This window comes from Burkholderia arboris (assembly GCF_902499125.1).
Taxonomy (GTDB): domain Bacteria; phylum Pseudomonadota; class Gammaproteobacteria; order Burkholderiales; family Burkholderiaceae; genus Burkholderia; species Burkholderia arboris.
Map to the genome: position 1 here is coordinate 25,602 of NZ_CABVPX010000047.1, position 21,113 is coordinate 46,714.

Consider the following 21,113-nt stretch of genomic DNA (forward strand, 5'->3'; position numbering starts at 1 on the left):
CATAAACATCGGGCACCTACGATGGGGATTCCTTCGACCCGTCTCCCAGGCTTCCGATGAACTGCCCTGCCAACCGTTGCCCCGCCTCCGTTCCCGCGCCTGTCGCCGCGCCGCCCGCGCTGAGCGCCGGGATGACGCTGTTCTTCGCCGCGACGGTCGGCGTGATCGTGATGGACCTGTTCGCCGCGCAACCGCTGACGGGCCCGATCAGCGCGGACCTGCACCTGCCGCCCGGTCTCGCCGGCCTCATCGCGATGCTGCCGCAGCTCGGCTACGCCGCCGGGCTCGTATTGCTCGTGCCGCTGGTCGACCTGCTCGAGAACCGCCGCCTGATCGTCGCGACGCTCGCCGCATGTGCGGCCGCGCTCGCGCTGCCCGCGTTCACGCGATCCGGCACCGTATTCCTGCTGGCGACGCTGGCCGCCGGCGCCGCGTCGAGCGTGATCCAGATGCTCGTGCCGATGGCCGCGTCGATGGCCCCCGAAGCGCAGCGCGGCCGCGCGGTCGGCAACGTGATGAGCGGGCTGATGCTCGGCATCCTGCTGTCGCGGCCGCTCGCGAGCCTGATCGCGGGCTCGGCCGGCTGGCGCGCGTTCTACCTGCTGGCCGCGGTCGCGAACACGGCGATTGCCGTCGTCCTCGCGCTGCGCCTGCCGTCGCGTACGCCGTCGATCACGGCCGGCTACCGCGCGCTGCTCGCGTCAATGGGGCGCCTGATCTCCGACGAGCCGGTGCTGCGCCGGCATGCGCTGTCGGCCGCGCTCGCGATGGCTGCGTTCAGTGCGTTCTGGACCGCCGTCGGGCTGCGGCTCGCGCAACCGCCATTCGGGCTCGACCTGCACGGCATCGCGCTGTTCGCCTTCGCCGGCGCCAGCGGCGCAATCGTCACGCCGCTCGCCGGCCGCGCCGGCGACCGTGGCCACGGCCCGGCCGCGCAGCGGATCGCGCACGGCACGATGCTCGCCGCGCTCGTCGTGCTCGGCATCGCCGGTGCCGGCTGGTTCGGCTTCGACGCGCACGCGCATCGCGGTGTCGCGCTCGCGCTGCTGGCCGGCGGCGCAGCGCTGCTCGATGCGGGCGTCATCGTCGACCAGACGATCGGCCGCCGCGAGATCAACCTGCTGAACCCGGCCGCGCGCGGCCGCCTGAACGGGCTGTTCGTCGGACTGTTCTTCGTTGGCGGCGCGCTCGGCGCGGTGCTCGCGGGCAGCGCATGGGCATGGGGCGGATGGGGTGCGGTGTGCGGCGTCGGCTTCGCATTCGCAGGCGCGGCCGCCGTGTTCGGGGTGGCGGCCGGACGCCGGATCGGCGCGGCGGCGTTGACGCGCCCGCGGGCGTAAGCGGCCGCGTCGTGAAGCAGCCGCTCAAAACCGAACGCCCCGCCCGCTTGCGAGGGACGGAGCGTTCGGCGCGCCGGTGTCAGCGTGAAATCAGTGACGAACCAGCGCCATCATCGCGCCGAAGCCAACGAACAGCCCGCCCGTCAGCCGGTTGAAGACCTTTGCGACGCTCTGGCTCTTCAGCGTTGCGCCGATGCGCGTGCCGAACGACGCGTAGACGAGATACCAGCTCACCTCGATCACCGCGAACGTGACGACGAGGATGCCGAACTGCGGCAGCGTCGGCTCGGCCGCGTTGATGAACTGCGGCAGCAGCGCGGCCGCGAACAGGATCGCCTTCGGGTTGCTGCCCGACACCAGGAAGCCGTTGCGGTACAGCGCCCAGCGCGACGTGGCGGCCGCCTGGCGTGCGGCCGGCTCGGCGTCGCCCGCCGGGACCTCGTCGGCGCCCGAGCGCCACGCCTTCACGCCGAGGTAGACCAGATAGGCCGCACCCGCGAAGCGCAGCGTGTTGAACATCGCCGGCCACGCTTCGAGCACCGCGCCGAGGCCTGCCGCCGACACCGACAGCATCAGCACCATCGCGGTCAGGCAGCCGGCCATCGTCGACGACGAGCGCCGCAACCCGTGCCGCGCACCGTGCGTCATCACGAGCAGCATGTTCGGGCCCGGAATCGCCGATACGACGAACACCGTCGCCACGAAAAGCCACCACGTATGCAAGTTCATGACCACCTCTGCCTGAATGTCGGGAAAACCAAATGCCGATTATGCCGTGAGCGCGGCGCTTCTGTCGCGCGTCAGCGGCCGGCGCGGCGCAGCGCCACCTCGCCGAGCACCGCGAAATCCTGGTCGCCGCCGCCGTGCGCGAGCGCATCGAGCAGGCTGTCGCGCACGACGCTCGCCACCGGCAGCGGCACCGACGTCGCGTCGCCGGCTTCCAGCGCGAGCCGGACGTCCTTCAGCCCGAGCCGCGCCTTGAAGCGCGCGGGCTCGTAGCGACGCTCGGCGATCATCGAGCCGTAGCCTTCGTAGACGGGCCCCGGAAACACGCTGTTGGTGATCACGTCGAGGAAGTCGCGCATCGCGACGCCGTGCGCACCCAGCAGCGCCGACGCCTCGCCGAGCGTCTCGATTGCCGACGCGAGCGTGAAGTTCGCGGCGATCTTCGCAACGTTCGCGTGCTGCGGCAGCGAACCGAACCGCCAGGTCTTCTGGCCGATCGCGTCGAACAGCGGCTGCACGCGGTCGATCGCCTCGGCCGGGCCGCCCGCCATGATCGTCAGGCGCGCGGCGGCCGCCACGTCGGGCCGCCCCATCACCGGCGCGGCGACATAGTCAATGCCGCGCGACGCATGCGCGTGCGCGAGCGATTCGGCGAGCGCGACCGACACCGTCGCCATGTTCACGTGAATCAACCCGCGCGGCGCCTGCGCGAGCAGCGCATCGTCGAACACGGCGCGTGCGGCGGCATCGTCGCCGAGCATCGAAAACACCGCGTCACCGCGAAACGCATCGGCCGGCGTGTCGACGATCTGCGCGCCGAACGCCGCGAGCGGCTCGGCACGCTCGCGCGAGCGGTTCCAGACCCGCACCGAGTGGCCCGCCTTCAGCAAGTTCGTTGCGATCGCCTGCCCCATTTCGCCCAGCCCGATAAACCCGAGATCCATTGCCTGCTCCTTCGCTCCATGAAGCCGCGAGTTAACCACAGATGACGGCCGCCTGCAGCGCCTGCCGCCGGCCGGGCGCGGTGCGATACTGGACGGATGGCGACCGCGACCTTCCGCTTTCACGGCGAACTGAACGCCTTTCTCCCGCGCGCGCAGCGTGACCGCGCGTTCGGGCATGCGTGTGCGCGCGACGCGACGGTGAAGCATGCGATCGAGGCGCTCGGGGTCCCGCATACCGAAATCGGCCGGCTTTGCGTGAACGACGCGCCGGCCGCACTCGACCGGCCGCTCGGCGACGGCGACCGCGTCGAAGCGTTTCCGGAGCGCTCTCAGCCGGCGGCGAACGGCGCAGCCGCGCCGCAACCGGCGCGGTGGCGCTTCGTCGCCGACGCGCATCTCGGCGGCCTCGCGCAATTGCTGCGCCTTGCCGGCTTCGATACCTGCTACGACAACCATTATCGCGACGACGAACTCGCGGCGCTGGCCGGGCGGGAGGGCCGGATCGTGCTGACGCGCGACCGCGAACTGCTCAAGCGGCGCGCAGTCGTGCGCGGCTGCTACCTGCATGCGCTGCAGCCGGCCGACCAGTTACGCGAACTGTTCGAGCGGCTCGATCTCGCGCCGCACATGCGGCCGTTCCGGCTCTGCCTTCGCTGCAATGCGCCGCTGCATCCGCTCGACGCGGCCGCCGCCGCGCCGCGCGTGCCGGCAGGCATCATGCAGCGGCACCGGCGCTTCGCCGCGTGCGACGTGTGCCGGCGGGTGTTCTGGGAAGGCTCGCACTGGCGGCGCATGCGCGCGGTGGTCGACGCGATGCGCACGACGCCGCTACCGACACCGCCGCCGCCCGGCGAACGCGACGCCTGAAAAAACAAAACCCCGCATGCCGAAACATGCGGGGTTCCGCGACGCGTGGCCGGCAGTGCCGGCCCGGTGCGAAGCGCTTAGTTTGCTGCGCCTGCGTCGTTCGTGCCAGCTGCCGAAGCGGCGGCAGCCTTCGCCTTGCCCTTGGCCGAACCGTGGTGCTTCAGCGTGTGCTTCGGCTTGCTGTGATCCTTCTTGGCCGGTGCCGGAGCTGCTGCCGACGTGTCGGCTGCCGGCGCGGACGCCTGTGCGAATGCCGAAACCGATGCGAGTGCGAATGCTGCGGCGATGATCGAAGCGAGCGTCTTCTTCATTGTTCTTCCTTTAGCGGAGAAAAAATCAAACGTACCGGTAAGTAAAGATGCGAGGCATTCGCATCGGAGCCCCAGGCCGCGAGGCCGGCTTTCGCCGTTCCGTCGCGACAAAACCTGACGCACTGGTTCCATAACGCGCCGACTTCGCGGCCAGTTGACACGTTGCTTGCGCCCTCGGGTTTCCCCGGAGGCGAGCGCTTCGTCCTGCGCCGGCGCCCCGGCCAGACTGCCGCCGCATGGCGCCGCAAACCGGCTCGCGCGCCGTCGGGGCGACGCTTATACTGGCGACCATCCGTCCCTTCCCGGGAAACCGGATCGCGGCCGGTCGCCAGACCGCCGCCGTCTCGAGGCGCTCAAATTGCCCGATCACAATCTGGACAAACTGAAAATCGACCGGCGTCCGATCGCACCGGTGCCCCGCCGGCGCCGGTGGGTCCGCTATGCGGCCGCCGCCGCGATCCTCGTCGTTGCGATCGTCGCCGGCCTCGCGCTCACCGGCCGGCCGGCCGTCGAAACCACGTCCGTCACGTCCGCCTACCCGTACCAGAACGACACGCAGCTCAATGCGACCGGCTACGTCGTGCCGCAGCGCAAGGCCGCGGTCGCGTCGAAGGGCCAGGGGCGCGTCGAATGGCTCGGCGTGCTCGAAGGCACGCGCGTGAAGAAGGACGACATCATCGCGCGCCTCGAAAGCCGCGACGTCGAGGCATCGCTGTCGCAGGCGCTCGCGCAGGTGAAGGTTGCCCGCGCGAACCTCGGCGTCGAACAGGCCGAGCTGAAGGACGCCGAGATTGCATTGCGCCGCACGTCCGCGCTCGCGCCGCGCGGCGCCGTGCCGGCCGCGCAGCTCGACACCGACACGGCCCGCGTGAACAAGGCGCGCGCGACGCTCAGCAGCGACCAGGCCGCGATCGCGTCGGCCGAAGCGAACGCGCAGGCAGCGCAGGTCGCCGTCGACCAGACGGTGATCCGCGCGCCGTTCGACGGCATCGTGCTCGCGAAGCACGCAAACGTCGGCGACAACATCACGCCGTTCTCGTCCGCGTCGGACAGCAAGGGCGCCGTCGTGACGATCGCCGACATGGACACGCTCGAAGTCGAGGCCGACGTCGCCGAATCGAACATCGCGAAGATCCGCGCCGAGCAGCCGTGCGAGATCCAGCTCGACGCGCTGCCCGACATGCGCTTCGCGGGCCGCGTGTCGCGCATCGTGCCGACCGTCGACCGGTCGAAGGCCACCGTGCTCGTGAAGATCCGCTTCGTCGACCGCGACGAGCGCGTGCTGCCCGACATGAGCGCGAAGATCGCGTTCCTGTCGAAACCCGTGTCGGCGCAGGAGCGGCAGCCCGTGACGGCCGTGCAGGCGAGCGCGGTGGTCGAGCGCGACGGCCGGCCGGTCGTGTTCGTCGTGAAGGACGACGCCGTGCACGCGGTGGCCGTGATGCGCGGCATGCGGATCGGCGAACTGGTGGCGATCCGCGGCGTGAAACCCGGCGACACGGTCGTGCTCGCGCCAGGCGTGAAGCTGAAGGACGGCGCGAAAGTGACCGTCGCGAAGAAGTAGCGCGCGCGTGAACGACGCATCGCCGCCCCTCGTCGAGCTCAGCCACGTCGCGAAGTCGTACCGGCGCGGCAACCAGATCGTGCCTGTGCTGACCGACATCACGCTCGACATCGGCGAAGGCGACTTCGTCGCGCTGATGGGGCCGTCCGGCTCCGGCAAGAGCACGCTGCTGAACCTCGTGGCCGGCATCGACCGGCCCGACAGCGGCGAGCTGCGCGTGGGCGGGCTCGACATCTCGCTGCTCGCGGAGGCGCAACTGGCCGAATGGCGCGCGGCGAACGTCGGCTTCATCTTCCAGTTCTACAACCTGATGCCGGTGCTCACCGCGTTCGAGAACGTCGAGCTGCCGCTGATGCTCACGCACCTGTCGCGCCGCGAGCGGCGCGAGCGCGTCGAACTCGTGCTCGACATGGTGAACCTCGGCGACCGGACCAGCCATTACCCGTCCGAGCTGTCGGGCGGCCAGCAGCAGCGCGTCGCGATCGCACGCGCGCTGATCACCGATCCCGTGCTGATCGTCGCCGACGAGCCGACCGGCGACCTCGACCGCGCGTCGGCCACCGATGTGCTCGCAATGCTGCAGCGGATGAACGCCGAGCTCGGCAAGACGATCATCATGGTGACCCACGACGCGCACGCGGCCGGCGCCGCGCGGTCGCTCGTGCATCTGGAAAAAGGGGAGCTGATCGATGGGCACGCCGGCTGACCGGCGGCGGGAGCGCGCGCGATGTACGTGCTGAAGCTGATCGCGCGCAACGCGCTGCGGCACCGGCTGCGCACGCTGCTGACCGTGCTCGGGCTGACCATCGCCGTGCTCGCGTTCGGGCTGCTGCACACCGTGGTCGACGCGTGGTACGCGGGCGCGGCCGCCGCATCCAGCGGGCGGCTCGTCACGCGCAACGCGATCTCGCTCGTGTTTCCGCTGCCCGTCAGCTACGAGAACCGGATCCGCGGCGTCGAAGGCGTGACGGCCGTGGTCCGCTCGAACTGGTTCGGCGGCATCTACCGCGACCCGAAGAACTTCTTCGCGAGCTTCGCGGTATCGGACAACTATCTCGACCTGTACCCGGAATACATCGTCCCGGATCAGCAGCGCGCCGATTACAACCGCGACCGGCGCGGCTGCCTGGTCGGGCGCCAGCTTGCGACGCAATTCGGCTTCAAGATCGGCGACGTGATCCCGCTGAAGGGCACGATCTATCCGGGCACCTGGGATTTCGTCGTGCGCGGGATCTTCGACGGCCGCGACGACTCGACGATCACGCGCCAGCTGGTGTTCCACTGGGACTATCTGAACGAGACGGTGCGCCAGCGCACGCCGAAGCAGGCCGACCAGGTCGGGGTATTCGTGCTCGGCGTCGCGAACCCCGACGACGGCGCGTCGATCGCGCGCAACGTCGACGCGGTGTTCAAGAACTCGCTCGCCGAGACGCTGACCGAGACCGAGCAGGCGTTCCAGCTCGGCTTCGTCGCGATGTCGAACCAGATCATCGCGGCGATCCGTCTCGTGTCGTACGTGGTGATCCTGATCATCATGGCCGTGATGGCCAACGCGATGGCGATGAGCGCGCGCGAGCGCACGGCCGAATACGCGACGCTGAAGGCGCTTGGCTTCGGCCCCGGCTTCCTCGCGCTGATCGTGTTCGGCGAATCGGTCCTGATCGCGGTGGCCGGCGGCGGGCTCGGGATCCTCGCGACGCCGCCCGCCGCGAGCCTGTTCAAGCAGGCGGCCGGCGGTATCTTCCCGGTGTTCATGGTGTCGACGGAGACGGTCGCGCTGCAGGCCGCATGCTCGGTCGCGGTCGGCCTCGCGGCCGCGATCGTGCCGGCATGGCAGGCGGCGCGCGTGCGCGTGGTCGAAGGCCTCAGGGCAATCGGTTAGGTTTGCACATGGCGATCCCGCTCAACTACATCGCGCGCAACCTGTGGACCCGGCGGCTCACCACCGCGCTGACCGCCGGCGGGATGGCGCTCGTGATCTTCGTGTTCGCGACCGTGCAGATGCTCGACGCGGGCCTCACGCAGACGCTCGTGTCGACCGGCGAACCCGACAACGCGGTGGTGATCCGCAAGGGTGCCGAGACCGAGATCCAGAGTTCGATCGACCACCAGCAGGCCAACGCGCTCGAGATGCACCCGGCCGTCGCGCTCGGGCCCGACGGCCGGCCGCTCGTGTCGAAGGAAGCCGTCGTGCTGATCTCGCTCGTGAAGACCTCGACCGGCAAACCGTCGAACGTCGTGATCCGCGGCGTGTCGCAGTCCGGGCTCGCGCTGCGTCCGCACGTGAAGCTCGTGGCCGGCCGGATGTTCGCGCCGGGCTCGTCGGAGATCATCGTCGGCAGCGCGATCGCGAAAGGCTTCAGCGGTACGCAGCTCGGCGACAGCCTGCATTTCGCGCAGCGCGACTGGAGCGTCGTCGGCATCTTCGACGCGGGCGGCAGCGGCTTCGATTCGGAAATCTGGGGCGACGTCGACCAGCTGATGCAGTCGTTCCGGCGCACCAGCTATTCGTCGATGGTGCTGCGCATCCCGAGCGCCGACGGCTTCGCGCGCTTCAAGGCCGACATCGACGTCGACCCGCGGCTGACCGACGAGGCGAAACGCGAGCAGACCTTCTACGGCGACCAGTCGAAGGCGTTGTCGACCTTCATCAACATCCTCGGCATCACGCTGTCGACGATCTTCTCAATCGCCGCGATGATCGGCGCGATGATCACGATGTATGCGTCGGTCGCGAACCGCGTGGCCGAGATCGGCACGCTGCGCGCGCTCGGCTTCAAGCGCATGAACGTGCTCGCCGCGTTCCTGCTGGAAGCGCTGCTGCTCGGCTTCGTCGGCGGCGTCGCGGGGCTCGCGTGTGCGTCGCTGATGCAGTTCGCGTCGTTCTCGACGACCAACTTCCAGACCTTCTCGGACCTGTCGTTCCGCTTCGTGCTGACGCCCGCGATCGTCGTCAAGACGCTGCTGTTCTCGCTCGTGATGGGGCTCGTCGGCGGGTTCCTGCCGGCGATGCGCGCCGCGCGGCTGAAGATCGTCGACGCGCTGCGCGCGCAGTGACAGAATATCGAGATAGCGAGCCGGGGTGATCGAACTCGATCAGGTGCCAACCTGCAAGCCTGCTGTCGATCAAGCGCGCTTCACAAACAATTCTCGTACAAGCAAGTCGTCATGCCACATAACAACGATCTAATCTGGCTGCACATTTCCGATATTCATTTTCATCCGAAAACGTCGTGGAGGGATAACGCGACGCGCCGGGAACTGCTGGACTTCCTGCGTGCCGAGTTCGACAACGGATTGCCGCGACCGCACCTCGTGTTCTGCACGGGTGACATCGCCTTCGGCGAAACCAGCGGCGCCCCGCTCAGCGAGCAATACAAGGACGCAGCACAATTTTTCGACGACTTGCTGGCCTGCTGCCAACTCCCCAAGGATCGGCTGTTCATCGTGCCCGGCAATCATGACGTGAACCGTAGGGAAATATCGGGTGATCAGCAAGCGCGCCTTTTCGAAATGGCGCAGACCAACCCGCTCGCTCATGTCGACGCGATCAATCAGCGTTTCGCCGATCGCACTCGGGACCATCGCTCCGCGATGGAGCGCTTGAAGGACTACGGTGCGTTCGTGAAGGAATACCGCCCCGAACTGCATCGCGAAGATCTCCATCTGTACGCCCATACGCTCGAGGTGAACGGATATCGTGTCGGCATTGCGGGCTTCAACTCGGCATGGAGCTGTGCCGGTGACGAAGACGATCGTCACATCTGGCTGGCCAGCAAGTGGCAGTTCAACCATATGGCCGAAGGGCTGCGCGACGCCGGCCTGAAGATCGGACTCATTCATCATCCGTTCGACTGGCTGAACTCGGCCGAACAGCACGACGCCGATGCGAATGCCAGCACCGGATTGCATTTCCTGCTGCATGGACACACGCATACCGCATGGGTTCGCACGAGCGAAGCCTGTACGCAACTGGCGGCCGGCGCAGTAGGCGCCGATACGCCGGACCAGTTCGGCATCAATCTGGTGCACCTCGATCCGAGGAGCGGCAAAGGCAAGGTTCACCTGTTCGGCTACAACCGCGGCTGGATGATCCAGCCCGTCCCCAAACATGCGCCGACGGCGCAGTGGCCATTCCAATCGTCAGTGCGACTGACGCCGGACCTCGTCGCCGCGCCGCCAGGCACGGACCGGACCGGTTCGCAATCGCCGGCCACGCCAACTCAAGCGGCAGGTCCGGCCGGAGAAGCGCTGTACGGGCGCGACAAACTGCTTGGCCAGCTCGTCGCCCGACTCAAGGACAAATCCGGCCTGGTGCTGCACGGCCTGAGCGGCAATGGCAAGACCACGCTGATCAAGGCACTGCACGGGCACGCGCCATTCCAGGGCATGCAATTCGTCGATGTGCACGGCAGCCGCCAGATCGTGGTCGGCGAGTTTTTCCGCAGATTCCTGGGGGTGCTGCAGAATCGGCGCGAAGATCCGTCCCCGCCCAGCGGCAAGCTCGAGGAGCAGATCGCCGAGCTGAGACGGCAATACCCGAATGCCCAGCCAGCGTTCGTCTGGATCGACGACGCGCACCTGCTGATGAGCGGCGCGCAATGGTGCAACCCGGAGCTTCGAGTCCTGCTGCGTGCAATGTCCGCGGCCTTCCCGAACTGGAAGTGGGTCTACGAGTTCAACGACAAGCCCGCCGACGGGAGCTTCGGCAGCGAATCACCCGCATTCGAAATTCCCGGGCTCGACAAGGCCGGCCTCGCGGAACTCCTTGCAAACAGTGCGCCGCCGGATCGGAAGGCCGACTGGACATATGCCGGCTCCGATCTCAAGGCCCTCTTCCAGTGGCTGGGTGGCGGGCATGGAGGCGCGGCCCATACGCTGGCTGCCGAGTTGCTCGCCACTGTCGCCAGAGAGCAGGGCAGCACGCCCATGCAGGTCTATCGGAATCTGCGCAAGGAGCTCATTGACCGCCTCGACGAACGGCTGCTCGGGATCCTGCACAACGAGGTCCTCGGAACGGCCGAGCGCAAGCTGCTGAAAGTCATTGCGCTTTACCGCCGGGCGATTCCACAGGACCATGCCGACGGACTCGAAGACGGCATCGGTGTCCAGGATGCCTGGCAAAAGCTGCGTGGGCGCGGTCTCCTTCCGCTCGACAACAACAGGGATCACTACCTGCACGGCTTCATCGCCAGTTGGGTGCGCCAGACGCAAATGGGGCTGCGCGACTCGGGGCTCGCCATCGACTACGCCGATGCCATCGACCCGGCCGTCGCCGATATGCATGTATTGATCGCGCGCTGCTGGCAGCGCCAGATCGGCCGCCAGAGGGAAGAGATCAACTTCCAGCGAGCCAACGAAGCCTTTTACCACCTGCTCTGCGCCAACGAGCTCGGCGCAATGGAGGAATGGATCGGCCATCTGACCGGCAAGGAAATCGGCTGGAGCAATGAAGCACTGTGGGCCATTTATCATCGCCGGCGTGACGGTGGGGAGTCGATCGCCCGTCAGCAGGAGGTGCTGCAACTGCTGGTCAATATCCACCCGCGCGAACACAAGGCGCTGCGTTTTCTCGGAGAATGCCTGCGAGTAACCAGCGGCGACGCATGCGACGAAGCGTTACAGGCTTTCGAACGGGCGCTGGAACTGCACCCCGGATTCCCGCCCTATCTGGCCAATCTCGGCAAAGCGTTGCTCTCTCGCGGCAAACCTGGCGCGGAAGCTTTTCTGCGCCGGTTCGATGAGCACCAGAAGCGTCATCCGCAGGCGGTTGACGGGCACGTTGATCACATCCGGGCCGATTGCCTGAGCCTCGTCGGCAACGCACACGAAGCGTCGCGCCAGCGTCAGCAGGCGATTGCCAGCGACACCCGCGACCCCGTGTTCTATAACGACGAAGCCAAGTATCAGCTCGACCACGACAACGCTCCTGAAGCATTGAGGTTGCTGGACCTTGCCGGCGATCGCCAGTGCGCGGACGACTACTCCGACGCCATGCGGATCCATACCCTCGAAAGACTGGGGCGCGGCCCGGAAGCCTCCGTACTTCGAATGGCCAAAATCGACGCGGGTAGTAGCAACCCGGTGTTCTATGCCGACGAGGCAAGGCACCAGATGGTCCAAGGCAACCTGTCCGGAGCACTGGACCTTCTGAATCTGGCCCACGACCGTCAAAGCTGGGACAACTACTGCGAAGTCATCCGGCGCCAGATCCAGGAAAAGACGCGGCAAGGCTCGTAAGCCTCCAGCCGGCCAGCCCGACTCAGCGTGCGCGCGGCACCCACGCGCCGTGGAACCCGGCGGGCACGCGACGCGGCAGATGCACGGTCGCGACCGGCCCCGCATCGATCGCGCGCGCATCGAGGATCACGACGTCGCTCGTATCGGTCGCCGCACGGTAGACCACCACCAGCAGCCAGCCGTCGTCCTCGTCGGTGCCGCCCGGACGCGGCACGAACACGGGCTCGCCGTTCTGGTCGCCGGCCGGCACCGCGTAGTGCATCGTCGTGCCGCGCACGTGATCGAAGCGCATCACGCCGCGCATTTCCGCGTTGTTCGGCTGCTCGACCGCATACAGATAGCGGTAGCGGCGCCCCGTCCGGCTTTCGTTGATGCGCGGCAGCTCGATACCGCCGTCGGCGAGCGGCCCTTCGTCGATCAGCCCGTTCGCCGTGTCGATCACGTAGCGCCACAGCTCGCCGACCGGGTTGTCGGCGAAGCGGCCCGTGCGCGCGTCGAGCCGCAGGAACGACGGATAGCGCACCGCATCGAGCACGATGCACGACGCGTCGCAGTCGTAGGCGTTCACGACGTGCTGGATGAAGCACGGTTCGACGTCGAACCAGTGCACGTCGCCGCCGTGGCGCGCGATCACCCCGATGCGCGCCGGCCGGTCGTCGTGCCAGCGCAGCGGCATCCGGTGGCCCTGTTTCAGCAGCGAGAAGTCGTAGCCGACGTTCAGGTCGAGCAGCAGGCTGCGGGTTTCGGTGATCGCGAGGTCGTGCATCATCGACGGCGCGCTCAGGCCGATCTCGACGTCGACGCGTTGCACGCCCTGCGCATCCGCCACGCCGTAGCGCAGCCACGGCGCGCGCCAGTCCGCGCGGAACGCGATCAGCTCGCCGGTCACCGGGTCGACCTTCGGATGCGCGGTCATCCCGCCGCCGAAGCCCGCGTGCCGCGCCGGCGCGCCGAGCGTATCGAGCGCGGCGGTGATCGCGAGCGGCGCCCCGCCCTCGGCCAGCGCGAGCAATTCGCCTGCATGCTGCACCACGTTCACGTTCGGATTGGTGTCGGGCAGATGCGGCACCTGCTCAGGCGCATGCACGACGGCCCAGCGCTGCGTGCGCGCCCAGCGGTTCCGGTAGCCGGTCGCGCGGCCGTCGTCGAACGCGATCGCATGCAGCATCGCGGCTTCCGGCCACCACGACAGCATGTCGCTCCCTTCGAAGCGGCCACCCGGCGGATTCGGGCCGTTGCGCAGCAACGTGCCGTCGAGTTCGCGCGGAATGGCGCCGGTCACGCGCAGATCGACGACATCGGTTTCGTCGGCGACCGGCGCGAGCGCGCCGCGGTTCAGGTCGAATACGGTCATTGTGTCGGGGCTCCGTCAGCAGTCGTCGGCAGACGGCGGCAGGTCGCCGCGCGCCAGGGCAAGCGCATGGTCGCGCACGTCGTCCGGCCAGCCGGCAACCAGCTCGGCCAGCCGCGCCGCGTCGTTCGCATACAGCGCCCGCGCAGCTTCCTCGAAACCGGGCAAGTCGCCCGCCATCGCCGACATGAAGTGGTAGGCGCGGGTTTGCGCATCGCGGTGCCGGTCGGCCGCCGCATGCGTGCGCCGTGCGTCCTCGACGAGCTTGCGCAGTGCAACCGACGCGCCGCCCGGCTGCGCGCCGAGCCATTCCCAGTGACGCGGCAGCAACGTGACTTCGCGCGACACGACGCCGAGTTTCGGCCGGCCGCGGCCGCGCTGTTCGCCCGCGCCGGCCGGCTCGCCGGCGGCCCCGGGCGCGTCGCCCGGCGGCGCGTAGCGCGTGCGGATGTCGTCCGCCGTGCCGCGCAGGTCGAGGTCGATCGAGCGGCCCGTCGCATCGTCGAAGATCAGGATCGTGCCGGGCATCGCGTCGCCGGCAGCCTGCCGGACCGCGAGCGCGACCGTCGCGAGCGGGCCTGACGCGAGCCGCCGGTGGCCGTCGAAGGCCGTGTATGAAGGAAAAAGCGTAGAAGTTGTCATCGTGGTCGCCCGTGGGCAGGAATCGGAATGACGCTATTTTTATCCGGGTATTAATTGGATGTCAATATTATCCGGGTAAAAATTGTCGTTGCCGTCTTCCGCCCCGTCGGGCGACCACGACGCCGGTCAGAGCACCCGGGCCGGAAACGCGAGGTCACGTGCGCTTGCCAGCGCGTCGTCGAGCGACACATGCCCTTCGAACGCCAGCGACGCCGGCAGTGGCAGCTCTTTCTCGATCGCGTGCGCGAACTCCACGCCCGCATCGTCGGCGAGCCGTGCGCGCAGCGCGGCGATGTGCGGGAACGCATCGCGTTCGAACACCGCGTGATAGTCGGCCCAGCGTGCGATCCCGGAGAAGTAGGCATCGGCCAGCGTGCGCCGCGCGCCCAGCAGCCACGGGCCTTCGCTGCGCTCGAGCATCGCTTCGAGCTGGCGGTGCGCCTTCAGCACCTTGCCGCGGCCGTACGCCTGCAGCGCCGCTTTCTCGGCGCCCTCGGTGTCGTGTTCATACACATACCAGAGCGCGCCGAACGCGTTGAAGAACGTCGTGTTCAGCCACGCCAGCATCCGGTTCAGCCGGTCGAAATCCGCGCTGCCCTGGCGAAAGGCGAGGCCGTTGTCGAGCGCCTGCGCGCCGATGTGGCCGAGGATCGCGAGGCTTTCGGTCAGCACGTCGCCATTCGCGGTCACGAATGCCGGCGTTTCGGCGACCGGGTTCAGCGCGAGATACGCGTCGCTCGTCGCGACGCTCGGCATCGCGATGCGCGACAGACGGTACGGGCGGCCGATCCATTCGAGCGCGACGATCGAGCCGAACGAGCAGCCGGCGGGAATGCCGTAGAGAAGGATGGGAGACATCGGAGGATTCCGCATAAGTTGAACGAGCGATCATGCTCCCATGACGAACGATGACGCAGTAGCCGCTAAAATTGAAACCCGTCGTTTCCTCATGTGGACGCTGAAAGTGAATCTGAACGATCTCTACCTGTTCGTGCAGGCAGTCGACGCCGGCAGCATGTCGGCGGCGGCGCGCCAGCTCGACCTGCCGAAATCGACGGTCAGCAAGCGCGTGGCCGAGCTCGAGCGCACGCTCGGCGCGCGGCTCGTGCATCGCACGTCGCGCAGCTTCCGGCTCACGCCGGTCGGCACCGAATTCTTCGAGCATGCGCGTGCGGCCGTGATCGAGGCCGACAGCGCACGCGACGCGGTGCTGCGGCAGGCCGCCGAGCCGGCCGGCATCGTGCGGATCACGAGCTCGGTGCCGGTCGCGCAGCACATCCTCGCGCCGTGCCTGCCGGCGCTGGCGATCGCGCACCCGAAGCTGCTGCTGCAGATTCATGCGAGCGACCGCCTCGTCGACATCGCGCAGGAAGGCTTCGACATCGCGGTGCGCAGCCATTTCGCGCCGCTGCCCGATTCCGCGCTCGTGCAACGGCCGCTCGCGGCCTCGCCGATCATCGCCGTGGCGTCGCCGGCCTATCTCGCGCATGCCGGCATCCCGGACGAGCCTGCCGATCTCGCGCGGCATGACGGGCTGCATCCGGGCCAGCAGCCGTGGCGGCTGCAGCGCGGGGGCGACACCGTCGACGTGGCGCCGCGCATCCGCCTGCAGGCCGACGAATCGACGCTGCTGCTGCAGGCTGCGACAGCCGGCCTCGGCATCGCCTGCCTGCCCGACTGGATCGCCGGCGCCGCGCTCGCCTCCGGTGCGCTCGTGCGCGTGCTGCCCGGCTGGCGCGCGGGCACCGTCACGACAACGCTGCTGATGCCGCACCGGCGCGGCCAGTTGCCCGGCGTGCGCGCCGCCGTCGAGTTTCTCGCGCAACACGTGGCGCGCCATCACGGTGCCGGCGCGGACGACGCGCACGCCTGACCGATCGACTCGCCGATCGATTCAAATGCTGAATCGATCAAGTCAGCAATTGGCATGAAAGCGCAAATTTCGACATGACAGAATGGTCCGGACGCCCTGCCTGCATCGGCGTCCGGTGCCCGGCCTCGAACCGGCGGCACCCACGCACACAACGCGCGCATCGACGCGCCTGCCGCACGACGGCACCTTCCGCCCTTCGGAGGAGACAAGTCATGAATCCGCTTCACGCGCTGCCGGCGTCCGCGTCGGCAACGGCCCGGCGCACGCGCGTGCGCTGGCTCGTGCTGACCGTCCTGTTCGCGGTCACGACGATCAACTACGCGGATCGCGCGGCGATCGCGATCGCCGGCCCGAGCCTCGCCCGCGCGCTGCACCTGAGCCACGTGCAGATCGGCTTCATCTTCTCCGCGTTCGGCTGGTCGTACGTGGTCGCGCAACTGCCGGGCGGCTGGCTGCTCGACCGCTACGGGTCGCGCATCGTCTATGCGTTCAGCATCTTCTTCTGGTCGCTGTTCACGCTGCTGCAGGGCTCGATCGGCTTCTTCGGCGGCGCGGCCGCGTTCGCGCTGCTGTTCGGGCTGCGCTTCCTGGTCGGCGCGGCCGAGGCGCCGTCGTTCCCGGCCAACAGCCGGATCGTGTCCGCGTGGTTCCCGGCCGCCGAGCGCGGCACCGCGTCGGCGATCTTCAACGCCGCGCAGTACGCGGCGACCGTCGTGTTCGCGCCGCTGATGGGCTGGCTCGTGCACGCGTTCGGCTGGCAGTCGGTGTTTGCGGTGATGGGCGTGCTCGGCTTCGCGTTCGTCCTGGTGTGGAACCGCACGATGTACGACCCGAAGGACCACCCGAACATCAACCGTGCGGAACTCGACTACCTCGCCGAAGGCGGCGCGCTCGTCAACATCGACCAGGCGACCGGCGGACGCGACGGCGGCCCGTCGATGCATCATGTGAAGGCGCTGCTGAGGAACCGGATGCTGATCGGCGTGTACGTCGCGCAGTACTGCATCAACGCGCTCACCTATTTCTTCATCACGTGGTTCCCCGTCTATCTCGTGCAGGCGCGCGGGATGTCGATCCTCAACGCGGGGCTCGTCGCGTCGATCCCGGCCGTGTGCGGGTTCCTCGGCGGGATACTCGGCGGCGTCGTGTCCGACGCGCTGCTCAAGCAGGGCCGGTCGCTGTCGGTCGCACGCAAGGTGCCGATCGTGTTCGGCATGTTGCTGTCGATGTCGATGATCGTCTGCAACTACACCGATTCGCACGTGCTCGTCGTACTGTTCATGGCGCTGTCGTTCTTCGGCAAGGGGCTCGGCGCGCTCGGCTGGGCCGTCAACGCCGACACCGCGCCGCGCCAGATCGCGGGGCTGAGCGGCGCGCTGCTCAACACGTGCGGCAACCTCTCCAGCATCACGACGCCGATCGCGATCGGCTATATCGTCGACCGCAGCGGCTCGTTCAACGGCGCGCTCGTCTATGTCGTCGCGCACGCGCTCGTCGCCGTGATCTGCTACCTGTTCGTCGTCGGCGAGATCCGCCGCGTCGAGCTTCAATGAACGGCGCGGGCCGCGCCGGCGCGTCCGGCGGCCCGCGCGCCACCGGAACCAGGAGCGAACCGATGTCCGAACCCAGCCGTGCCGGCACGCCGCGCGTCACGCGCATGCAGGTGATTCCCGTCGCCGGCCGCGACAGCATGCTGCTCAACCTGTGCGGCGCGCATGCGCCGTATTTCACGCGCAACCTCGTGATCCTCGACGACAGCAGCGGGCATACGGGCGTCGGCGAAGTGCCGGGCGGCGAAGGCATCCGCCACGCGCTCGAGCGCATGACGGATCGCGTGGTCGGCCAGCCGATCGGGCGCTACCAGGCGACGCTCAACGCGGTGCGCGCGGCGCTGTCCGGTGCCGACGCGGGTGCGGGCCGCACGATCCGGCACGAAGTGACGTCGGCTGGCGAGGCTGCGGTGCTGCGCCAGCCGCACGAGATCAACCTGCGGCTCGACAACGTGATCACCGCGATCGAGGCCGCGTTGCTCGACCTGCTCGGCCAGTATCTCGACGTGCCGGTCGCGGCGCTGCTCGGCGAAGGCCAGCAGCGCGACGCGGTGCCGATGCTCGCGTACCTGTTCTACATCGGCGAGCGGCGTCGCACCGACCTGCCGTATCGCGACGAGACGCGCGCAGTGGATGCGTGGTTCCGGCTGCGCAACGAGGCGGCGCTCACGCCGGCCGACATCGCGCGGCAGGCCGAGGCCGCGGTCGAGCGCTACGGGTTCACCGATTTCAAGCTGAAGGGCGGCGTGATGGCGGGCGCCGACGAGATGGAAGCGATCGCCGCGATCAAGGCGCGCTTTCCCGACGCGCGCGCGACGCTCGACCCGAACGGCGCGTGGTCGCTCGACGAAGCCGTCGCACTGTGCCGCGGGCAAGGCCAGCTGCTCGCGTATGCGGAAGATCCGTGCGGGCCGGAAGGCGGCTATTCGGGCCGCGAGGTGATGGCCGAATTCCGCCGCGCGACGGGGATCCCGACCGCGACCAACATGATCGCAACCGACTGGCGGCAGATGGATCACGCCGTGCGGCTGCAGGCGGTCGACATCCCGCTCGCCGATCCGCATTTCTGGACGATGCAGGGCTCGGTGCGGCTCGCGCAGCTGTGTCGCGACTGGGGGCTCACATGGGGCTCGCACTCGAACAACCACTTCGACGTGTCGCTCGCGATGTTCACGCATGCGGCCGCGGCCGCGCCCGGCACGATCACCGCGATCGACACGCACTGGATCTGGCAGGAAGGCGACGCGCGGCTCACGCGCGAACCGCTCGCGATCGTCGGCGGCAAGGTGGCCGTGCCGGAACGGCCGGGGCTCGGGATCGAGATCGACATGGCACAGGTCGAGGCCGCGCATGCGCTGTACAACGCGGTGGGCGGCACCGCGCGTGATGACGCGATCGCGATGCGCTATCTGGTGCCGGGGTGGACGTACGATCCGAAGCGGCCGAGTTTCGGGCGCGGGTGATAGCGCGGCAGGCGGCGGGCGGTTGTTGCCAAACGCGGAAAACGCCCGCATCCTGCCGGCTGCCTGAGCCGGCCCGCGTGGCGGGCGGCTCGGCGCCCCGTTCACCCGAAGGAAAAGCGCTCGTCATGACGTCTCCCGACCCGACACCGCGGCAGATCATCGTCTTCGTCCTGTATTCGGTGCTGTGCCTGCCCGCGAGCATGACCGTTGCGGGTTATGCCGCGACCCGGATCACGCAGAACGTATCGAATTTCGAAGGCGGTGCAGGCTACGCGGCGCTCTGGTGGATCATCATTCTGACCTGCGTGTTCTACGGACTGTCGATCGCCCTCTTCGCGCTGCTGCGGAAGAGGATCGCGATCCTTGCGGCCATCACGGTGGCGTTCGCCGTGTTGTCGGTGCCGGCGATCAGGGTGATCTACGAGTTGGCGACCTAGTCCGCCGGACTATGGGCCCGCAGAAAACAAAAAGGCCCGATCTTGCGATCGGGCCTTTCGAATTCCGTTGGTGGAGCGGAGGAGGATCGAACTCCCGACCTTCGCATTGCGAATCAGAAGGCCGGCTCAATAAAATAAGGGCTTCTTGACCATAATCTGCCTTTTTGGGACACTCTTGAGACAGTCACGTCCCGAAAATGGCCCATGGCAACCATCACCAAGCGCGGCGACCTTCAATGGCAAGCCAAGGTACGCCGGAAAGGCTACCCCCAGCAATCGAAAACATTCGATACCCGAGCTGACGCCGAAAAATGGGCGCGCGCCATCGAAAGCGAAATGGACAGAGGCCGCTTCGTGAGCAGTGCAGAGGCTGAAAGTACGACGTTCACAGAGGCACTCGACCGCTACGAGCGCGAAATTGCGTCGAATAAGCGAGGCGCAGTCCAGGAAAAATCAATCATCCGGATGCTGCGAAACTCGTTGCTGGCCGAGCGACCACTCGCCGGAATACGGCGTGTCGACATCGCGAAGCTGCGCGACGAATGGTGCGAGACGCATAGCCCGGCAACCGTTGTCCGCCGCCTTGCGGTCATTTCACATCTCTTCACGATTGCGCGTAAGGAATGGGGCCTGGAGAGTCTTTCCAATCCCGTCGAACTGGTTCGCAAACCTACAGTCAAGAACGAGCGCACCCGGCGCATATCCAACATCGAACCAGATACCCAGAGATGCACGTCGACCGACGAGCTTGCTTACGTAAAAGCAGCATCCGCGTCTGCTTTCTTGCCAGCCCTGATCGACATTGCAGTCGAAACGGCAATGCGACGAAGCGAGTTGATCTCGCTCGGCCCAGCTCAAGTTGATTTAACAAAGCGCGTTGCACGACTCGCCATGACGAAGAATGGCACCGCGCGAGACGTTCCGCTCTCGAGCAAAGCGGTTGCCGTCTTTGAAGAGCTAAGCAAAGATGGACGTGAATTGTTTTTCCCGCTTCGCGCCGACGCAGTGACCCGGGCCTTCGAAAGAGCGGTCGCACGAGCTCGGAAAACTTACGAGGAGGATTGTGCTCGCAATGGCGCACCGCATGACCCAAAATTTCTGATCGACTTATGCTTTCACGACTTGCGACATGAGGCCACGTCTAGGCTTGCTGAAAAGTTTCCTCTTCATGAGCTGGCGAAAATTACGGGCCATCGCGACACGAAGATGCTGATGCGGTATTACCATCCCAAAGCCGAAGACCTCGCCAAGAAGCTTGATTAGCTCCAGATTGAGGCAATCTCAACCCGGGTCGGCTCCGGCGCTGTCCTAGAAACACGAAGGATCGAACTCCCGACCGCAATACAGGTAACCTCGCCCGAACCAAGAAGGCGGAGATGCCCCCAAAGTTGCCCCCCACTTTGCTCCCCTACGCCAGAGTTACCGCTAGGTCTCGTGCCGCCGAGGCAAGCTGTGCCCACACTCACCGCAGCCCGCCTCATACGCCGATCCTTACGTTGTAGCCAAGCGCCCGCAGCCCCTTGCTAGTACGCATGTTCCGCGGCGGGAACTCGTCCGGCCGGGCCCAACCGACGACCTCGCCGAGGCTGCTTAGTCCGATGTGTGGAATTGCCCACTGGTCGCTACGGATGGAGTTCCAGAGCCGTGCGGCGACGCTCCCATTTCCCCAGACAACGTAATTCAACAACTCAAGAACCGTCTTGCCATCGCGAGACCGCTGTCGCCAAATCGTAAGCGTCAATCTGAGGCCGTCTTGACGATCAGAACTTGACCTCTGAGAGGCGCTGATTCGCGAGCACGAGATC

The 21,113-nt window shown here is 67.4% G+C and carries 18 protein-coding genes; 12 read left to right on the top strand and 6 right to left on the bottom strand.

Annotated elements, in window-relative coordinates; translation table 11 throughout:
• The first annotated feature begins 56 nt into the window (after positions 1 to 56).
• The gene (locus BLA15945_RS35140) at positions 57 to 1,340 is read left to right on the top strand and encodes an MFS transporter (protein ID WP_059232644.1); all 1,284 of its coding nucleotides are present in this window, start codon (positions 57 to 59) and stop codon (positions 1,338 to 1,340) included.
• Positions 1,341 to 1,430: 90 nt separating this feature from the next.
• Here the strand turns inward: BLA15945_RS35140 and BLA15945_RS35145 are convergent, their stop codons facing one another.
• Positions 1,431 to 2,069: a LysE family translocator gene (locus tag BLA15945_RS35145; RefSeq protein WP_059232645.1), complete on the bottom strand. Its 639-nt coding sequence runs from the start codon at positions 2,067 to 2,069 to the stop codon at positions 1,431 to 1,433.
• Between the two features lie 71 nt (positions 2,070 to 2,140).
• Complete coding sequence (locus BLA15945_RS35150; RefSeq protein ID WP_320205754.1) at positions 2,141 to 3,217, bottom strand: NAD(P)-dependent oxidoreductase; 1,077 nt, start codon at positions 3,215 to 3,217, stop codon at positions 2,141 to 2,143.
• Between BLA15945_RS35150 and BLA15945_RS35155 the strand changes: the two genes are divergently transcribed.
• Positions 3,107 to 3,877, top strand: a complete 771-nt coding sequence (locus BLA15945_RS35155) for a Mut7-C RNAse domain-containing protein (protein WP_174994519.1) — start codon at positions 3,107 to 3,109, stop codon at positions 3,875 to 3,877. The genes BLA15945_RS35150 and BLA15945_RS35155 overlap by 111 nt on opposite strands.
• A 77-nt stretch (positions 3,878 to 3,954) precedes the next feature.
• Here BLA15945_RS35155 and BLA15945_RS35160 read toward each other — a convergent pair whose 3' ends face one another.
• Entirely contained in the window at positions 3,955 to 4,188 is a 234-nt protein-coding gene (locus tag BLA15945_RS35160) for a hypothetical protein (RefSeq protein WP_059232648.1), read from the bottom strand.
• A 358-nt stretch (positions 4,189 to 4,546) separates the two neighbouring features.
• Here BLA15945_RS35160 and BLA15945_RS35165 point away from each other — a divergent pair, with 358 nt between their 5' ends.
• The 5 genes from BLA15945_RS35165 to BLA15945_RS35185 all read left to right on the top strand — a co-directional run bounded on the left by BLA15945_RS35165 (position 4,547) and on the right by BLA15945_RS35185 (position 11,992).
• Entirely contained in the window at positions 4,547 to 5,752 is a 1,206-nt protein-coding gene (locus BLA15945_RS35165) for an efflux RND transporter periplasmic adaptor subunit (RefSeq protein ID WP_174994520.1), read from the top strand.
• Between the two features lie 7 nt (positions 5,753 to 5,759).
• Positions 5,760 to 6,458 carry an ABC transporter ATP-binding protein gene (locus BLA15945_RS35170; RefSeq protein ID WP_059232650.1) on the top strand — a complete coding sequence of 233 codons (699 nt, stop codon included), beginning with the start codon at positions 5,760 to 5,762 and terminating at the stop codon, positions 6,456 to 6,458.
• 21 nt (positions 6,459 to 6,479) lie between these two features.
• The gene (locus BLA15945_RS35175) at positions 6,480 to 7,634 is read left to right on the top strand and encodes an ABC transporter permease (protein ID WP_174994521.1); all 1,155 of its coding nucleotides are present in this window, start codon (positions 6,480 to 6,482) and stop codon (positions 7,632 to 7,634) included.
• An 8-nt stretch (positions 7,635 to 7,642) separates the two neighbouring features.
• Positions 7,643 to 8,809, top strand: coding sequence for an ABC transporter permease (locus BLA15945_RS35180; RefSeq protein WP_174994522.1), 1,167 nt, complete (start codon positions 7,643 to 7,645; stop codon positions 8,807 to 8,809).
• Positions 8,810 to 8,920: 111 nt separating this feature from the next.
• Complete coding sequence (locus tag BLA15945_RS35185) at positions 8,921 to 11,992, top strand: metallophosphoesterase (protein ID WP_059232653.1); 3,072 nt, start codon at positions 8,921 to 8,923, stop codon at positions 11,990 to 11,992.
• A gap of 22 nt (positions 11,993 to 12,014) precedes the next feature.
• On the opposite strand, the gene BLA15945_RS35190 is transcribed toward BLA15945_RS35185, so the two are convergent.
• From BLA15945_RS35190 to BLA15945_RS35200, 3 genes are all read right to left on the bottom strand, one after another.
• Positions 12,015 to 13,346, bottom strand: coding sequence for a carotenoid oxygenase family protein (locus BLA15945_RS35190; RefSeq protein ID WP_174994523.1), 1,332 nt, complete (start codon positions 13,344 to 13,346; stop codon positions 12,015 to 12,017).
• Between the two features lie 15 nt (positions 13,347 to 13,361).
• Positions 13,362 to 13,985: a DUF2239 family protein gene (locus BLA15945_RS35195; protein WP_059232655.1), complete on the bottom strand. Its 624-nt coding sequence runs from the start codon at positions 13,983 to 13,985 to the stop codon at positions 13,362 to 13,364.
• A 126-nt stretch (positions 13,986 to 14,111) separates the two neighbouring features.
• Positions 14,112 to 14,843: a glutathione S-transferase family protein gene (locus tag BLA15945_RS35200; protein WP_174994524.1), complete on the bottom strand. Its 732-nt coding sequence runs from the start codon at positions 14,841 to 14,843 to the stop codon at positions 14,112 to 14,114.
• A 40-nt stretch (positions 14,844 to 14,883) separates the two neighbouring features.
• On the opposite strand from BLA15945_RS35200, the gene BLA15945_RS35205 reads away from it, so the two are divergent.
• From BLA15945_RS35205 to BLA15945_RS35225, 5 genes are all read left to right on the top strand, one after another.
• Complete coding sequence (locus tag BLA15945_RS35205) at positions 14,884 to 15,858, top strand: LysR substrate-binding domain-containing protein (protein WP_174994525.1); 975 nt, start codon at positions 14,884 to 14,886, stop codon at positions 15,856 to 15,858.
• Between the two features lie 212 nt (positions 15,859 to 16,070).
• Complete coding sequence (locus BLA15945_RS35210; RefSeq protein ID WP_059232658.1) at positions 16,071 to 17,411, top strand: MFS transporter; 1,341 nt, start codon at positions 16,071 to 16,073, stop codon at positions 17,409 to 17,411.
• Between the two features lie 62 nt (positions 17,412 to 17,473).
• A complete protein-coding gene (locus BLA15945_RS35215) occupies positions 17,474 to 18,871 on the top strand; it encodes an enolase C-terminal domain-like protein (protein WP_174994526.1) in 1,398 nt (465 codons plus the stop codon).
• 125 nt (positions 18,872 to 18,996) lie between these two features.
• Entirely contained in the window at positions 18,997 to 19,308 is a 312-nt protein-coding gene (locus tag BLA15945_RS35220) for a hypothetical protein (protein ID WP_059232659.1), read from the top strand.
• 204 nt (positions 19,309 to 19,512) lie between these two features.
• On the top strand, positions 19,513 to 20,571 hold the full coding sequence (locus BLA15945_RS35225; protein ID WP_174994527.1) for a tyrosine-type recombinase/integrase: 1,059 nt from the start codon (positions 19,513 to 19,515) through the stop codon (positions 20,569 to 20,571).
• The last annotated feature ends 542 nt before the right edge of the window (positions 20,572 to 21,113 follow it).

What these genes read in the sequence shown, in the direction of transcription:
- BLA15945_RS35180 (WP_174994522.1), top strand. Translation starts at nt 7,643, where the DNA reads ATGGCGATCCCGCTCAACTACATCGCGCGCAACCTGTGGACCCGGCGG.
- BLA15945_RS35185 (WP_059232653.1), top strand. Translation starts at nt 8,921, where the DNA reads ATGCCACATAACAACGATCTAATCTGGCTGCACATTTCCGATATTCAT.
- BLA15945_RS35145 (WP_059232645.1), bottom strand. Translation starts at nt 2,069, where the DNA reads ATGAACTTGCATACGTGGTGGCTTTTCGTGGCGACGGTGTTCGTCGTA.
- BLA15945_RS35225 (WP_174994527.1), top strand. Translation starts at nt 19,513, where the DNA reads ATGGCAACCATCACCAAGCGCGGCGACCTTCAATGGCAAGCCAAGGTA.
- BLA15945_RS35195 (WP_059232655.1), bottom strand. Translation starts at nt 13,985, where the DNA reads ATGACAACTTCTACGCTTTTTCCTTCATACACGGCCTTCGACGGCCAC.
- BLA15945_RS35175 (WP_174994521.1), top strand. Translation starts at nt 6,480, where the DNA reads ATGTACGTGCTGAAGCTGATCGCGCGCAACGCGCTGCGGCACCGGCTG.
- BLA15945_RS35215 (WP_174994526.1), top strand. Translation starts at nt 17,474, where the DNA reads ATGTCCGAACCCAGCCGTGCCGGCACGCCGCGCGTCACGCGCATGCAG.
- BLA15945_RS35140 (WP_059232644.1), top strand. Translation starts at nt 57, where the DNA reads ATGAACTGCCCTGCCAACCGTTGCCCCGCCTCCGTTCCCGCGCCTGTC.
- BLA15945_RS35190 (WP_174994523.1), bottom strand. Translation starts at nt 13,346, where the DNA reads ATGACCGTATTCGACCTGAACCGCGGCGCGCTCGCGCCGGTCGCCGAC.
- BLA15945_RS35220 (WP_059232659.1), top strand. Translation starts at nt 18,997, where the DNA reads ATGACGTCTCCCGACCCGACACCGCGGCAGATCATCGTCTTCGTCCTG.
- BLA15945_RS35210 (WP_059232658.1), top strand. Translation starts at nt 16,071, where the DNA reads ATGAATCCGCTTCACGCGCTGCCGGCGTCCGCGTCGGCAACGGCCCGG.
- BLA15945_RS35205 (WP_174994525.1), top strand. Translation starts at nt 14,884, where the DNA reads ATGACGAACGATGACGCAGTAGCCGCTAAAATTGAAACCCGTCGTTTC.
- BLA15945_RS35155 (WP_174994519.1), top strand. Translation starts at nt 3,107, where the DNA reads ATGGCGACCGCGACCTTCCGCTTTCACGGCGAACTGAACGCCTTTCTC.
- BLA15945_RS35160 (WP_059232648.1), bottom strand. Translation starts at nt 4,188, where the DNA reads ATGAAGAAGACGCTCGCTTCGATCATCGCCGCAGCATTCGCACTCGCA.
- BLA15945_RS35200 (WP_174994524.1), bottom strand. Translation starts at nt 14,843, where the DNA reads ATGTCTCCCATCCTTCTCTACGGCATTCCCGCCGGCTGCTCGTTCGGC.
- BLA15945_RS35150 (WP_320205754.1), bottom strand. Translation starts at nt 3,217, where the DNA reads ATGCTTCACCGTCGCGTCGCGCGCACACGCATGCCCGAACGCGCGGTC.